The sequence below is a fragment of the Acinetobacter calcoaceticus genome (assembly GCF_051947995.1).
In the GTDB taxonomy this organism is placed as follows: Bacteria; Pseudomonadota; Gammaproteobacteria; order Pseudomonadales; family Moraxellaceae; genus Acinetobacter.
In genome coordinates this window covers 128,990-143,216 of record NZ_JBLVVH010000007.1, presented here as the reverse complement: position 1 = coordinate 143,216, position 14,227 = coordinate 128,990, and the positions used below count along the sequence as shown (strand labels likewise).

Here is a 14,227-nt window from a genome sequence, read left to right as displayed (position 1 = left end):
GATATGGATTATGAAATTATTACAATACTTTTCCCCTTCGTACTTAACGGTTGCAACCTTATTGACAATGGGCGGCTTGGCTTGCCCAATGGTTTTTGCTGCCGAGATGACCCAGCCTGTTCAGGATGAATGGAAATTTACCCTGAAAAATGCCTATATCAATCGCGACTATGACAACCCAAGCCTGAAAGATACGGGAAGCTGGTCACAAGCGGCGTCTTTATTTTACAAATCCAATATGCGGGATACGCCACTGCAAATCGCAAACAAACCGATCACCATCGGAGCAGATGCTTCGGTGCAATATGCAGTCCGTTTAAGCAAGGATAAGCATGTGGCGGATACAGTGTTACCCTTTGACACCCAAACCCAATCACAAGCCTCTGATTATTTAAAATATGGTGCGACCCTGAAACTGGGCTATAACAAAACACTGCTCAGTGTCGGTGAACTCTGGCTGGATTTGCCTGTAACCGCAGTAGATGCCAGTCGTCAGTTATTGGCTTCCTATTGGGGCACCAATTTAAAGTCCCAGCTCTCTGATCAGCTCTATGCCGAAATAGGCCGAGTCACCAAAGTCTCCCCCCGCAATGAAGAAGATTTTCGTAAATTTTCTTTTACTGCCAATGGCAAAACCGTTTACTCGGATGGTTTAAATTATCTGGATCTGCGCTATCAGCTCACGCCATCATTGAAGGCAGAATACTACTTTGGCAATTTAGAAGACCTCTACAATAAACACTATGTAGGGTTAGACCATACATGGAAACAATCCAACTTCACCCTGAATTCCAAGTTTAAATATTTCAATGCCAAAAATGATGGTAGCAACTTTGATATTGATGCTCAAAATATTGGAATACTGGAAATGTTAAAAGTGAATAATCAGTCCTTTGGTTTAGGCTATCAGCAGATTATCGGGGAGTCTGCTTATCCCTTACCTGATGGTTTCCTGCCTGAAACTTATTTTATCAACTGGAATGCCACAGGCTTCTTTAAAAAGAATGAAAAGTCTTATCACCTAATGTATGGCTATGATTTTAAGGACTATGTGCCTGGGCTAAATGCGATGGTGAAATATGTCTATGGTCATGATTTTAAGGCAGCCAATGGTGAGAAAAACCATGAAACCGAGTCCAATATTATTGTGAACTATGCTTTTCAGCAGCCTTATCTCAAAGGTTTTGCACTACAGTACATTCGCATTGACTATGATGTGAAACATGGTAATGACTTTGGTGAAGACCGCTTATTTGTGAACTATAGTAAAAAATTCTAAGTCTTATACTTCTTCCTCACAAAAAAAGAGAACTTCAGATGAAGTTCTCTTTTACAGCACACATTCAAACGGCTCAATTAGATTTGTGATTGAATATAATTCTGCAAACCGATCAATTCAATTAAACGTAATTGCTTTTCTAACCAGTAGGTATGATCTTCTTCTGTATCAGAAAGCTGCTGACGCAACATATCACGGCTAATGTAATCGCCTTTATCTTCACACAGTTTAATACCCACTGCCAGTTTTTCACGGACATGGTATTCAAGTGCCAAATCCGCCTTTAAACAGCTGACAACATCCGTACCGACATTAATGTCTTCACGGTTCATATTCGGTTGAGCACCAAGGAACAGAACACGACGAATAATGGCATCGGCATGAGATGCTTCTTCCTGCATTTCATGGTCAATACGCTCATAGATCTTGTTCAGGCCCCAATCTTCGTACATTCTTGAATGAATTAAATATTGATCACGAGCAGCCAATTCACCGCCAATGAGCATATTTAAATAGTCGATGACTTCTGGATTGCCACGCATAATACTTACTCCTATCGAATGACAATATTATGGCCAAGTTATAATGGAATTGCAAAAATAAAAGTGTGTAAGTTTATGATTTTTATAAAATTAAAATGAGAAACATACGCATTTACAGTTCTGGTTAGCCAAATTTATCTAAATAAAATAAGCCTTTGCATATCATTTATTACTTTAAAAATGGATAATTCTATTGAAAATCATTTGTTTGATTTTTTGTAACGATTAGCAATGCTTCTTATTTCGCCGAAGTTTTGATCAAAAAAGCCTAAAAAATGACTGCCCAGCTGTTGTTTGTTTAAGCAAAATTCGGTAAATAACAGCAATCACAAAAACATAATGTGGAAACCACAATGGATAAAAGTAAACCGATTTTGGTCACTGGCGCGACGGGTTATATTGCAGGCTGGATTATTGAACGCCTGCTCAAGCAAGGTTATACGGTTCATGCCACAGTGCGTGATCCATCAAAGAAAAACAAGATCCAGCATCTTTATGATCTGGCAGAGCAATCATCCGGGCACATCCAGTTTTTCAAAGCAGATTTGCTTGAAACAGGTTCATTTGATGAAGCAATGAAAGATTGCGAAATCGTGATTCATACCGCCTCGCCGTTCGTGGTCACCAACTATAAAGATGCAGTTAAAGACATTATTGAGCCGGCGGTAAAAGGCACAGAAAATGTTTTGAACAGCGTTAATCGCACTGAATCGGTTAAACGTGTGGTACTCACCTCAAGTATTGCCTCAACCTATGGCGATGCAATTGAGATTCAAAATACTGCCAATAATGAATTTGATGAAAATCACTGGAACACCACCAGTAGCGAAACACATCAGCCCTATCCTTATTCCAAAGTCATGGCCGAACGCAAAGCTTGGGAAATGGTAGAACAGCAAGATCGTTGGGATCTGGTGTGCATTAATCCGGCTTTAGTCATGGGGCCATCCCTCACCGATGCCAGTCAGTCAGGCAGTATTGAAGTATTGCAACAGTTTGGTAATGGTACCACCTTGTTTGGTGTACCACCGATGTGGAATGGCATTGTTGATGTACGTGATGTGGCAGATGCCCATGTCGCCGCTGCATTGAATCCGGAAGCACACGGTCGTTATATCATTTGTGGTGGCACACTCAGTTTATTGGACATGGGCAAAGCACTTACTCAGAAGTTTGGCTATAAGTTTCCCTTCCCGCATTTTACTGTTCCAAAAAATGCCTTTGCTTTTGTCGCGCCAGTCCTCGGCCATTCACGTGAATTTGTAAAATTGAATATGGGCTATCCGATTTATTTTAATGCGCAACGCAGTGTCAGAGAACTCGGCATTGAATATCGCGATGTGCGAGAAAGTGTCTGTGAACATTTCCAGCAATTGCTGGATGATGGCATTGTAAAAAAATATATTTAATACAAGAAAAAGGCGGCATTGATGCCGCCTTTTTATGAATTCGCACTGATTCAAAATTTAAATCAAGAATCTATGCTTCATACTGTTGCAAGAACTCTAAAAACTCTTGTTCATTCATTACGCGAATTTCCAGTTTCTGCGCTTTATCCAGCTTGCTACCCGCTTTCTCGCCCGCAACCACACATTTGGTTTTGCTAGAAACACTGCCACTGACACGGGCACCTAAGGCTTGCAGCTTTTGTGTCGCTTCATCACGTCCCATGCTTTCCAGCGTTCCAGTCACCACCCAGCTCTCACCATTCAACGGTTGACGCGTTGGTGCAGTCGGTGCATCCCAATGAATACCCGCAGCCATTAAACGATCCAGTACCTCAATGTTATGCGGTGCCTGAAAGAAATCAGCAATCCATTCTGCAGTAATATCCCCCACATCAGGCGTTTTCTTGAGTGCTTCAATATCCGCTGATTTCAGAGCCTCAAGCGTCTGGAACGTATTCGCCAGCATACGCGCTGTGGTCTCACCCACCCCACGAATCCCCAAGGCATAAATAAAGCGTGCCAAAGTGGTCTTCTTGCTGGCTTCAATCGCATCAATCAGGTTCTGAACCGATTTCTCACCCATTTTCTCGATGGTCAATAAGGTCGCGCGATGTTCATGTAAATGATAAATATCAGCCACATCTTTGAGCAAGTCGAGATGCAAAAGTGATTCCACCCAACGATCGCCTAAACCTTCAATATCCAGTGCTTTACGTGAAACAAAATGACGAATCGCCTCAATACGCTGCGCTGCACAATACAGGCCACCTGAACAACGTGCCAAGGCCTCACCTTCCGGCATCACCACAGGGGAATCACAGACGGGACAATTTTCTGGAAGATGTACAACTTCTGCTTCAACAGGACGGAACTCCGCCCAGACTTTCTCGACCTTCGGAATCACATCACCAGTACGGTAGACACTGACAGTATCGCCAACGCGCACATCTAAACGATGAATTTCACCAATATTGTGTAAGGTCACATTCGATACCGTTACCCCACCCACAAAGACAGGTGCTAAACGTGCAACCGGTGTCAATGTTCCTGTACGACCCACTTGCCAGTCAATATTTTCAACTTTGGTGAGTGCGGCCTGTGCAGGGAATTTATAAGCCGTGGCCCAACGCGGTTCACGACTCAAAAAGCCGAGTTGTTGCTGCTGTTTAAGGCTGTCCACCTTAATCACCATACCGTCAATTTCAACCTTGAGGTCTGGGCGTTCTTGTTGAATCTGTTCATAGCGCTGTTGTACTTCTTCAATCGAAGCACACAGGAATTGACGTTCTGCAATTTCAAACCCAAATCGGGTTAACCAATGCAAACTGTCATGCATGGTCTCGAGTCCATGGTTCGGTACACACTGCGCAATCCCATAGGCATAAAACGCCAATGGACGTGAGGCTGCAATATTCGGATCAAGCTGTCTTAAGCTACCTGCTGCAGCATTACGTGGATTGGCAAAGGTTTTATCGCCTTTGGCTTCCTGATCGGCGTTGAGCTTTTCAAAGCCTTGCTTCGGCATCAATACTTCGCCACGTACTTCTAAAAACTGTGGAATGGATTGATGCTGACTTGATAGTACTTTTGGCAAGTTGCGAATGGTTTTAACATTCTGGGTTATGTCTTCACCAGTCTCGCCATCGCCACGGGTCACACCACGCACCAGTACACCATTTTCATACCACAGTGAAATCGCTAAACCATCCAGTTTCAGCTCTACTTCATACTGGACTTTCTGATTCGGTAAACGTTCATCAATACGACGGGCAAAAGCAAACAGGTCGTCCTGATTAAAGACATTGCCCAATGACAGCATCGGTACTGCATGGGTAACACTTTCAAATTTCGATAAGGCTTGCCCCCCCACTTTATTGGTTGGGGTATCTGCCTGAATACAGTCTGGATATTGTTGTTCGAGTGCTTTCAGTTGATGAAATAAATGGTCATATTCACTATCTGAGATGGAAGGCTGATCCATCACATAGTAAGCATGATTATGTTTTGCAATCAGTTGAATCAACTGACGCATTTGCTCAATAACTGAGTTGTGTTCCATTTAAATTTCACCATATAAAAGGGCGGAAAAACCGCCCTATAATTTTTACTAAATTTAGTATATCGAACCTGAGTTAGACATGAAATATGATACTCAGAAATGTCATCTGCAACCTGCGTGGTTTAAGCAAAATAATGTTTTTGCAATAAAAGAATTTTGATGAAAGAAGTAAACAGGTTTTGCAGATGACAATGGTTTTGCTTACTTTTGCCGAAACAAAAGTAAGTCGAACCGAAGGTTATCCAGAAATAGGATGAGAACCCAACATGACTCCGTTAAGTTCTTTATTTTTAAAATTTAAAAATATGTTAATCAGTTTATGAAGAAACAACTAATTAAACTGCCGCCTGATTTGGACGATAATCAATCACGTGATGACGCCAATGCTCTTTTAACTGCGGGGTAAATTCCAGATTATTTTCATCATAAACCTTACCATCCACTTCACGCGCAATTAAACCGGCAATACTGGTCATCATGTCATAACCCGTAACGGCTTTGCTATTGGGTAAAGCCAGGAAGAATGCAAGACCTTGCACCTGTTCACCAGATAAGGTTTCCAGATCAAAACCCGCTGGACCATTATCGGTCATACGCAATACCGAGAACATCAAGGCACTTGGTTCATCGGTATTTTCATAACGGTGGAAGCACGACATTTCACCGAAACGTAAACCGTATTTCAATAAGACTTTGAGTGCTTTATCACCTGACAAGGCACGGCGCGGATTCGGATAAACATTCAGGGCAATGATCTGCTCTGCGGTGGCTAAAGCACTCTCATCATCGTAGCGTTGCTGTTCGTGTAAATGCACATCTAGAATATTACTTTCGCCATCAAACTCTTCAATGGCGACCGTTTCGATATTCGGATTCAAGCTCAGTTCTGCTTCGGTTTTATTTTCCTCAGCTTTCTCTATAATTTCTACTTCTTCAGCGGCGACAGTTGTTTCTGCTTCAGCAGCTACGGTCTCATCTTTTTGAACAGTTTCAGTGTCTACAACTGCCTCAACAGCTTCTTCTTTAGTGACTTCTGCTGTTGAAACCACAGTTTCTGTTTTTTCTACAGTATTTGCAGTCTCACCTGTTGTTTCTGCCGGATTCTCTATCGTAACCGCATCTGTATTTAGACTGGGTTCAACACGTTCAGTTGTGGTGACCACTTCATCCGGTAAAACTTGATCTCGTACATGACGAGGAATAACAGGCTGCTGACTTTCAGGATTAATATATAAATCCGCTTCTAATGACGGCTCGACCGGTTTTGGTTTTCTAAACAGCATCATTAAACCAACGAGCATAATCACAACGGCGATAACAATGCCTATTATTGTATTCATTTCCATACTATGACTCCGCAACTAACCCGTATTCTTTTGCCTGCTCTAAATCGACAGTCACTAATTTTGATGTGCCTGGCTCTGGCATGGTCACTCCCAGTAAGTCAGTTGCCATTGTCATCGCCAATTTATTATGTGTAATGTAAATGAATTGCACCTGTTCAGAAAGCTCTTTTACCAAATTACAATACCGCTGCACGTTGGCATCATCCAGAGGCGCATCAACTTCATCCAAAACACAGAATGGTGCAGGGTTTAATCTAAAGATTGCAAACACCAGCGCCAATGCTGTCAAGGTTTTTTCACCACCAGACAACAGCGCCAATGAACTATTGCGTTTACCAGGTGGGCGCGCCATCAATTTCACGCCAGATTGCCAGTCATCTTCAAGACTTAAGCTCGCTTCCCCGCCATTAAAGACTTTAGGAAAGAGGACTTGCATTTCCTGATTGACCTGATCAAAAGTGCTCATAAATAACTTACGGGTTTCCTGATCAATGCTTTTCATGGCATCTTTCAGTTGATCAACCGTATTCTGCAAGTCCTGCATCTGATGACTGAGTTCATCAAAACGCTGTGATACTTCCTCATATTCTTGTGAGGCTGCCAGATTGACCGCACCAATTTTTTCGAATTGCTGCTGGGCTTTTTCCAGTTTCTGCTGATGATCTTTAATTTCAATCGACAGATCGGATAAAGCGTCTGCATTCAACTCTTTCAGTTGTTCCAGATAGTGCTCACGATCCGATTTGGCTGCCTGCCAAGCCAAACGCTTTTGCTCTAACTGTTCACGCACCTGCTCATCTTTTTGCTGGGCTTGATGGCGCTGCTCGGTCAATTGCTGCTGTTTCTCTTGAATCTGATTCAGTTCCAATTGCCATTCATTCCAGTTTTTTTGCAATTTTTCGGTTTGCTGAAATTGCTGCTGAAATTGTGACTCTAAATTTGGCAACTCCAGCTGAATCGGATCAACAAATTTTTTCGCCTGCTCAATTTGTTCAATGATCTGATGATATTGCGTTTTCAAGAACGAAATATCTTTCTCTAACAGTTCAATTTGCTGATTGGCCTGAGAGGTCTGGCGACGCAGACTTTCACGTTGCTGTTGCTGCTGAAGCAGTTGTTGCTGTTGCTCATCCAGTTGCTCATTCAGGTTTTCCACCTGAAACTGCAAGGTTTTATAATTTGGCAATACTGCTTCGAGTTTGAGTGCAAGTGCATGCAAATCTATTTCCAGATCATCACGCTGCATGGCATCTTCTTCAAGCTGTAAATCCAGCTGTTTGAGTTGATCTGTCAATTGCTGTTGCTGCAACACAAAAGCCTGCGCTGTACTTTGCAATTTGGCAATTTGCACATCGAGCTGTTGTAGCTCTTTCTGTTTTTGTTTCAGGCTGTGCTGCTGTTGCTGTAAGTGCTGTTGTTGCTGTTGCAAGGTATGCTGCTGTTGAGAAAATTGCTGTTCCAGTTCAAGCAGCTTAGGCTGTTTCTCCGCAAGTTGCAGCGCTATTTCGTCTAAACGCACCTGATGACTGAGCATACCTTGTGCGCTTTGGCTATCTTCATCGTAATGCAGACCAATCACCCAATCTGCGCCAACATGATAACCATCCAGCGTTAAAATCGACTGTGTCTGTTGGAGTTGTGCTTGATGCGCTAAGGCGATTGCCAGATTCTCAGCCACAGCAATATTTGCCCAGAGTGAAGATTGTGGGGCTTCAATCCAGTCGCTTATGCAGCTCAAATGTTGAATTTGAATAGGTTGTTGCATCGCTGACTTTAACTGACGCGCCACACCCTCCTGAAATGACTGCTCATCCTCCAGTAAATGTGCTTGTAACCACTTCGCCAAGAACTTTTCAATAATACTGGCATGGATTTTACCTTGCGCAGTTAAACGCAGGCTTTGCATCAAGCGAACCGTATTCTGCTGCTTTGGACTTTGTTTCGCCACCAGTTGATTCAAATTCTTTTGTTCAGCCAGTAAAACCTGTATTTCGGTTTTAAGTGTCTGCACATCCGACTTATCCAGCTGTTGTTGTTCTTGTTGTGCCTGTAAATTTTGCTGTAGTTCTTCAATGGCTGCTTCTAGCTCAACCATCTCTAAATGCAGTTGTTGCTGCAATTGCTCAAGCTGCTCCTGTTCTTCATCTTGAACCTGCGCACGGATCTGACCACTTTGCGATTGTAGCGTTTGCTTTTGCTGTTCAATTCGCAGCACATTTTTGGCAAGCTGCTCAATTTGTGCTGCCATCTGCAATTTTTGCTGTTGCTGTTTGTCGACCTGTGCTTTCAGTTGTTCAAACTGCTGCAATGCCTGCTTGTGCTGGGCCTGAACATCCCCCAGATTTTGTTCAGCCGTTTGTGTTTGCTGTTCTAATGCCAACAATGTTTGATTTTGCTCATCAAACTGGGCAGATAAAGTTTCGATCTGTAGCTCAGACAACTGTAAACGTTCTTTGGTCTGGACTTTTTGCTGCTCAAGCTGCACCAGGCTACTGCTATTCTGCTGGTACAGGCTCTGCTTCTGTTCCAGTGTCATTTTCAGCTCAGCCAGTTTTTTCTCTGCCTGTTGCCACTCCTGTTGCAACGGTGAAGACTGCTGAATCAGACGCTGGAATAAAGCACTGGTTGCTTCCAGATCATGTTCAATGGTCTGAGACTCGGAACGCACCAGCTTAAAGTTTTCACCCAATGCCGTCATTTCAACGGTATATTCTTGCTGTAATTTTTGACTTTGATTGGCTTGGAAAGACAGGATTTCAATTTTTAAAGTACGGATCTGGCCTTCTAAAGTTTTGTATTGAATCGCAGCTTCAGCTTGACGCTTCAAACTTCTCAGCTGTGATTTCAGTTCTGCGGCAATATCATCTAAACGCGCCAGATTCTGTTCAGTATGTTCTAAATGCTGCAAAGTCTCGCGCCGACGCGCCTGATAACGTGATACCCCAGCCGCTTCTTCAATAAAGACCCGCATTTCTTCAGGCTTGGCATCCACCAGACGGTTGATCATGCCCTGTTCAATCACCGCATAAGAGCGCGGTCCTAAACCGGTCCCCAAGAAAATATCGGTGATATCACGACGACGGCAACGTGTGCCATTCAAAAAATATTCAGACTTTCCTTCACGTGTCACCTGACGACGGACGGCCAGCTCATTATAGGCGTTATATGCCCCACCCAATTTACCATAGGTATTGTCAAAACGAAGTTCGACACTGGCGACACCAACAGGTTTACGCTTGGCGGTCCCGGTAAAGATGACATCCTGCATGCTACCGCCACGCAATTGACGTGCGTTGGACTCGCCCATAACCCAGCGAATCGCATCAATGACATTGGATTTACCACAACCGTTCGGCCCCACAACCGCAGTTCGGTTCGCCTTGAAATTTAATGTTGTACTATCGGCGAAAGATTTAAAGCCTGAAAGTTTTAAACTACTTAAACGCATACTGCCCTAACTAGCGGCGTGAGCGTCTAGCCCAGGCCAATTCAATCTGTTTCATACGTGTCAGAGATTCCAACACAAGGTTACGCAAGTGTCGACAAAAATCTTCCATAAATAAAGCGGCTTGTTGTGATTTTCGGATCAAAATAGCATCAATCACCAGCTTAAACAGGGTAAATGACTCTTGCAGCTCCCGACGCGAGGTATTCAGGGTGAGAAAATAGCTACGACGCAAGGATGGCAACAGTTCTTTATAAAATTGCATGAGGTATGGATTTGCCACCATTTCATGTTGTTCAGCTAGATATGTAAAGATCGCATCATAAAATTTTTCAATATCACCAGCGCGCACGAACTCCACCAATTGATCCAGTAAAGCTTGTAAATGCTCCGCTTCATTGACACGCCAGGTTTCGCTAATCCGTTGCACAATATGCCCAAGTACCATCACATTGGTATCAAACAACGCTTTGACCTGTTGTGCCGACATTTCCGAGACAATCGCACCACGTCGTGGAAAAATCTCGATTAAATAGGTACGTTCCAGTAATAACAATGCTTCACGGACAGAACCGCGACTGACATCGAGTTCTTTTGCAATACGCAACTCTTGAATACGTTCGCCTTCAACCAGCTCGCCGCTAATAATTTGTTCACTAATATATTTTGCAATCTGTTCAGAAAGACTATCAGCCTCTTCAAGATTCATGAGCGCCTCACTATCTTTGTTATACGCATTGTCCAATGCTATTTACGCTTTTTTGTTTTAACTGATCTCACCCTATAAATTCTATATCATTGTCTGACAATTTTATTGCTTTTTAAGCCAATCGTCCTGAAAAAGTCCCTGTTCTTTCTCAAAATAGACTAAAAAATCATTTTTTCTCTGTTAAGTATCAAATATTTATCTTTTTGATCAGTTGTGAACCATTCATCTGATCCAGCATTAGTTTCATGAAATAAATCACAAAAAATATTATTTATATTAAATCAATCGCAATTTAATCATGGATGAATACGCACATAAGCGTCTTCATCCATTCTTGACGTTCATAACCAAAGAGATAAATTAAAACCTACATCAGCCCTTTGTAGATAAAATAACACCCAACCACCACCAGTAAGCCTGCAAAGCATTTTTTCAACATGGCGGGCGATAAGCGATGAGCAACTTTGGCACCAAATTTCGCCGTGATAAAGCTCATGACGCTAATGCCAAAAAAGGCATATACATGGACATAGCCAATGGTATTGGGAACGTCAATCTGCTCTTTGGCCCCAAACCACATAAACCCCAGAGCACCCGCCACAGCAATCGGTAATCCACAAGCAGCAGAGGTTGCAACGGCTTTTTGCATCACCACCCCATGACGATTTAGATAAGGAACGGTTAAGCTGCCACCGCCAATGCCAAAGATCGCCGATGCTACACCAATGCCACCACCTGCAGCCAGCTGTAACGCTGCGGATGGCAAGTGTCGGTTTGGATCAACCACAGCATGGGCCCCTTTAAACATCTTATAGGCCATCCAGACCGCAAATACGCCAATTACCAGTTGCAAATGCTGCCCGGACATCAGGTCGGCAATACCCGCGCCTAAGAATGAACCCGCGACCAGCCCCGGTGCCAGATTACGGAACACGGACCACAGTACGGCACCTTTCTTATGGTGTGCCATCACCGAACTGATTGAGGTCACAATAATGGTGGCTAATGATGTCCCCACTGCAATATGCATAATGACATTCGGGTCATAATTCATTTGCGTGAACACAATATATAAAATCGGCACAATAATTAAGCCACCGCCCACGCCAAACAGCCCCGCAGCAAATCCGGCAATTGCACCAATCAGCAAATATATGATTAACTCCATAAACACATGACCACGCTACTTGTAAAAATGATGGATGATTTCGCAACCCGCCAGCTTCAACAGTTATTGAATGCAAAAAATCAGTTTCCCGAAGTGGTCTTACTCAAGACCACCACGACATCAACCAATGATGATATGCGTGAGATTGCAGAAAAAGGGATTACTACAGGACTGGTGTGTAGTGCACAGCAGACACAAGGTCGTGGTCAACATCAACGACCATGGTCCTCTCCTGAAGGAAACATTTATTTAAGCACACTGATCCAGACCAAGACAGCACTCGACGGTCGTCTGGCATTGGAAATTGCGTTAAATATTCTACAGATGCCGAGCTTACACGGTCTTCATCTACAAGTGAAATGGCCCAACGATTTATATAGTCCTCAAGGCAAATGGGGCGGCATTCTGGTGGAACCGCTGTCGGCCCATCAAGCGATTATTGGGGTGGGTATCAACCTCACCACCCCGCCGGTAGAAAATGCGGACCAGCAAATTAGCTCATTACAAATGCTCGGTTTAGATCCAATCGACCGAATCGGCTTAATTGCCGAGCTCTACACAGCAATCCAGCAGGCGGCCCAGTGGTTTGAGCATGGCAGTTATAATCTGGCAGAGCGTTTTAACCATCATGCCATCTGGCTCAATCAGCAAGTCGAATTTGAACATACTCTAGGCACGGTTCAGGGGCTATTCCAAGGGATTTCCAATGAAGGGGCGGTATTGATCAAGACCGATCAGACCCAGCAATTTTATCAAGGCCGTTTACGTCTCGCATCGAACTGAGGAAGTGAAGATTCTATGAAAAGTTTATGGCTTGATATTGGTAATACCCGCCTAAAATACTGGATTACGCAAAACGATCAGGTGCTTGAACATGCAGCCGAATTACACCTGCAATCCCCTGCTGATCTGTTGCTCGGTTTAATCCAGCATTTTCGTTATCAAAAGCTGACCCAGGTCGGTATTTCCTCAGTTCTGGACTCAGAGAATAATCAGCGGATTCAGATGATTCTGGATATTCTGGATATCCCGATCATCTTTGCCAAAGTGCATGCCGAGTATGCCGGCCTGAGATGCGGTTACGATGTGCCAAGCCAGCTCGGGATTGACCGTTGGCTGCAAGTATTGGCCGTGGCCAAAGCTGAGGAAAACTTTTGTGTGATTGGTTGCGGGACAGCGCTGACCATCGATCTGGTGGAAGGATTACAGCATTTGGGCGGTTATATTCTGCCAAATCTCTATCTGCAAAGAGATTCACTGATCCAGAATACCAAAGGGATCAAAATCCCAGATTCAGCTTTCGATAATTTAAAACCGGGTCATAACACGGTCGATGCAGTCCATCACGGTATATTGCTGGGTCTGATCAGTACCATTGATCAAATCATGCAGCAATCCCCGAAAAAGTTGATCTTAACCGGTGGCGATGCCGCTTTGTTTGCCAAGTTCCTTAGTCATTATCAGCCTCAAGTTGAATCCGATTTACTATTGCAAGGTTTAAAACACTATGCTCAGCTCAATTCAGCTTTGAGCAAGGTCTGAAGTGCCTGCAACAACTGTGGAAATTCCTTAAAACCATCTTCTGCTCGGAAATGCCCTGCCTGAGTGACCTCAATCAGTTGGGCATTCAGCAGGTTTGAAAATTTAAAGGTCAATGGTACAGGGATCACGGGATCATTACTGGAAAAGAACACCAGTCGTCGCTGAACATTCGCCCTCAGAATGCCACTCTCAAACTGGGCCTGCTGAATAAAAGTATTAAATTCTGGACGTTGAGCAATCGGATCATTAAAACCGGCAATAAAAATCCCCGCCTTGATGGTCATGTGCTGCAATTTCTTGGCTAAAAATCTTGAGAGCGCCACACAGGACAGCCCATGTGCCACGACAATACTCCGCTCATTCAGTCCTTTTAATTGCGCTTCCAGACAAGTTTGCCAAATCTCGGCTTCAGGGTGACTGGCATCGGCAAGAAATACACGCTCGACGATCAGTTCATCGCTTTTCAGTTGGTGTTCTAACCAGCCATACCAATGCTGGTCGGGATCGGCATGTTCACAATGCAGAATAAATACGCTATTTTTTGAATTATGTGACATATTTAACACTATTTTCCAATAAAAACATAAACTTATGAAATATATTGCTCTTTTTCAATCATGCTTAACATCGATATTTTGTATCAATTTTATACAATACCACTCAAAATGCAGGTATAAAAAAAGGCGCAT

11 protein-coding genes are annotated in these 14,227 nt (G+C 43.4%); 4 read left to right on the top strand and 7 right to left on the bottom strand.

The genetic code is table 11. The features are described from left to right. The first annotated feature begins 10 nt into the window (after window positions 1-10). A complete protein-coding gene (locus tag ACNQO6_RS14130) occupies window positions 11-1,279 on the top strand; it encodes an OprD family outer membrane porin (RefSeq protein WP_440209369.1) in 1,269 nt (422 codons plus the stop codon). A 77-nt stretch (window positions 1,280-1,356) separates the two neighbouring features. Here ACNQO6_RS14130 and ftn read toward each other — a convergent pair whose 3' ends face one another. Next, on the bottom strand, window positions 1,357-1,821 hold the full coding sequence (gene ftn / locus ACNQO6_RS14125; RefSeq protein WP_009516307.1) for a heteropolymeric bacterioferritin subunit Ftn: 465 nt from the start codon (window positions 1,819-1,821) through the stop codon (window positions 1,357-1,359). A 353-nt stretch (window positions 1,822-2,174) separates the two neighbouring features. On the opposite strand from ftn, the gene ACNQO6_RS14120 reads away from it, so the two are divergent. Further along, window positions 2,175-3,230 carry an SDR family oxidoreductase gene (locus ACNQO6_RS14120; protein WP_440209368.1) on the top strand — a complete coding sequence of 352 codons (1,056 nt, stop codon included), beginning with the start codon at window positions 2,175-2,177 and terminating at the stop codon, window positions 3,228-3,230. A gap of 70 nt (window positions 3,231-3,300) precedes the next feature. On the opposite strand, the gene ligA is transcribed toward ACNQO6_RS14120, so the two are convergent. The 5 genes from ligA to ACNQO6_RS14095 form a co-directional block, all read right to left on the bottom strand. After that, window positions 3,301-5,328: an NAD-dependent DNA ligase LigA gene (gene ligA / locus ACNQO6_RS14115; RefSeq protein WP_440209367.1), complete on the bottom strand. Its 2,028-nt coding sequence runs from the start codon at window positions 5,326-5,328 to the stop codon at window positions 3,301-3,303. A 335-nt stretch (window positions 5,329-5,663) separates the two neighbouring features. Continuing rightward, entirely contained in the window at window positions 5,664-6,674 is a 1,011-nt protein-coding gene (locus ACNQO6_RS14110) for a cell division protein ZipA C-terminal FtsZ-binding domain-containing protein (RefSeq protein ID WP_440209366.1), read from the bottom strand. Window position 6,675: 1 nt separating this feature from the next. Continuing rightward, window positions 6,676-10,122, bottom strand: a complete 3,447-nt coding sequence (gene smc / locus ACNQO6_RS14105) for a chromosome segregation protein SMC (RefSeq protein WP_440209365.1) — start codon at window positions 10,120-10,122, stop codon at window positions 6,676-6,678. A 10-nt stretch (window positions 10,123-10,132) separates the two neighbouring features. Beyond that, window positions 10,133-10,828 carry a GntR family transcriptional regulator gene (locus ACNQO6_RS14100; RefSeq protein WP_279696550.1) on the bottom strand — a complete coding sequence of 232 codons (696 nt, stop codon included), beginning with the start codon at window positions 10,826-10,828 and terminating at the stop codon, window positions 10,133-10,135. Between the two features lie 367 nt (window positions 10,829-11,195). After that, window positions 11,196-11,996 (bottom strand): sulfite exporter TauE/SafE family protein, encoded by an 801-nt coding sequence (locus ACNQO6_RS14095; protein WP_343579478.1) that lies wholly within the window; start codon window positions 11,994-11,996, stop codon window positions 11,196-11,198. A 6-nt stretch (window positions 11,997-12,002) separates the two neighbouring features. Here ACNQO6_RS14095 and ACNQO6_RS14090 point away from each other — a divergent pair, with 6 nt between their 5' ends. Both ACNQO6_RS14090 and ACNQO6_RS14085 read left to right on the top strand, forming a co-directional pair. Next, window positions 12,003-12,779, top strand: coding sequence for a biotin--[acetyl-CoA-carboxylase] ligase (locus ACNQO6_RS14090; RefSeq protein ID WP_440209364.1), 777 nt, complete (start codon window positions 12,003-12,005; stop codon window positions 12,777-12,779). A 15-nt stretch (window positions 12,780-12,794) separates the two neighbouring features. Continuing rightward, window positions 12,795-13,538, top strand: coding sequence for a pantothenate kinase (locus ACNQO6_RS14085; protein WP_279696556.1), 744 nt, complete (start codon window positions 12,795-12,797; stop codon window positions 13,536-13,538). On the opposite strand, the gene ACNQO6_RS14080 is transcribed toward ACNQO6_RS14085, so the two are convergent. Then, the gene (locus ACNQO6_RS14080) at window positions 13,508-14,095 is read right to left on the bottom strand and encodes an RBBP9/YdeN family alpha/beta hydrolase (protein ID WP_440209363.1); all 588 of its coding nucleotides are present in this window, start codon (window positions 14,093-14,095) and stop codon (window positions 13,508-13,510) included. The two genes, ACNQO6_RS14085 and ACNQO6_RS14080, sit on opposite strands and share 31 nt — an antisense overlap. Window positions 14,096-14,227 lie beyond the last annotated feature (132 nt).

Bases quoted from the DNA above. Each gene is read 5' to 3' on its own strand.
- ACNQO6_RS14090 (WP_440209364.1), top strand. From the start codon at position 12,003: ATGACCACGCTACTTGTAAAAATGATGGATGATTTCGCAACCCGCCAG.
- ftn (WP_009516307.1), bottom strand. From the start codon at position 1,821: ATGCGTGGCAATCCAGAAGTCATCGACTATTTAAATATGCTCATTGGC.
- ACNQO6_RS14085 (WP_279696556.1), top strand. From the start codon at position 12,795: ATGAAAAGTTTATGGCTTGATATTGGTAATACCCGCCTAAAATACTGG.
- ACNQO6_RS14080 (WP_440209363.1), bottom strand. From the start codon at position 14,095: ATGTCACATAATTCAAAAAATAGCGTATTTATTCTGCATTGTGAACAT.
- ACNQO6_RS14095 (WP_343579478.1), bottom strand. From the start codon at position 11,996: ATGGAGTTAATCATATATTTGCTGATTGGTGCAATTGCCGGATTTGCT.
- ACNQO6_RS14120 (WP_440209368.1), top strand. From the start codon at position 2,175: ATGGATAAAAGTAAACCGATTTTGGTCACTGGCGCGACGGGTTATATT.
- smc (WP_440209365.1), bottom strand. From the start codon at position 10,122: ATGCGTTTAAGTAGTTTAAAACTTTCAGGCTTTAAATCTTTCGCCGAT.
- ACNQO6_RS14110 (WP_440209366.1), bottom strand. From the start codon at position 6,674: ATGGAAATGAATACAATAATAGGCATTGTTATCGCCGTTGTGATTATG.
- ACNQO6_RS14100 (WP_279696550.1), bottom strand. From the start codon at position 10,828: ATGAATCTTGAAGAGGCTGATAGTCTTTCTGAACAGATTGCAAAATAT.
- ligA (WP_440209367.1), bottom strand. From the start codon at position 5,328: ATGGAACACAACTCAGTTATTGAGCAAATGCGTCAGTTGATTCAACTG.
- ACNQO6_RS14130 (WP_440209369.1), top strand. From the start codon at position 11: ATGAAATTATTACAATACTTTTCCCCTTCGTACTTAACGGTTGCAACC.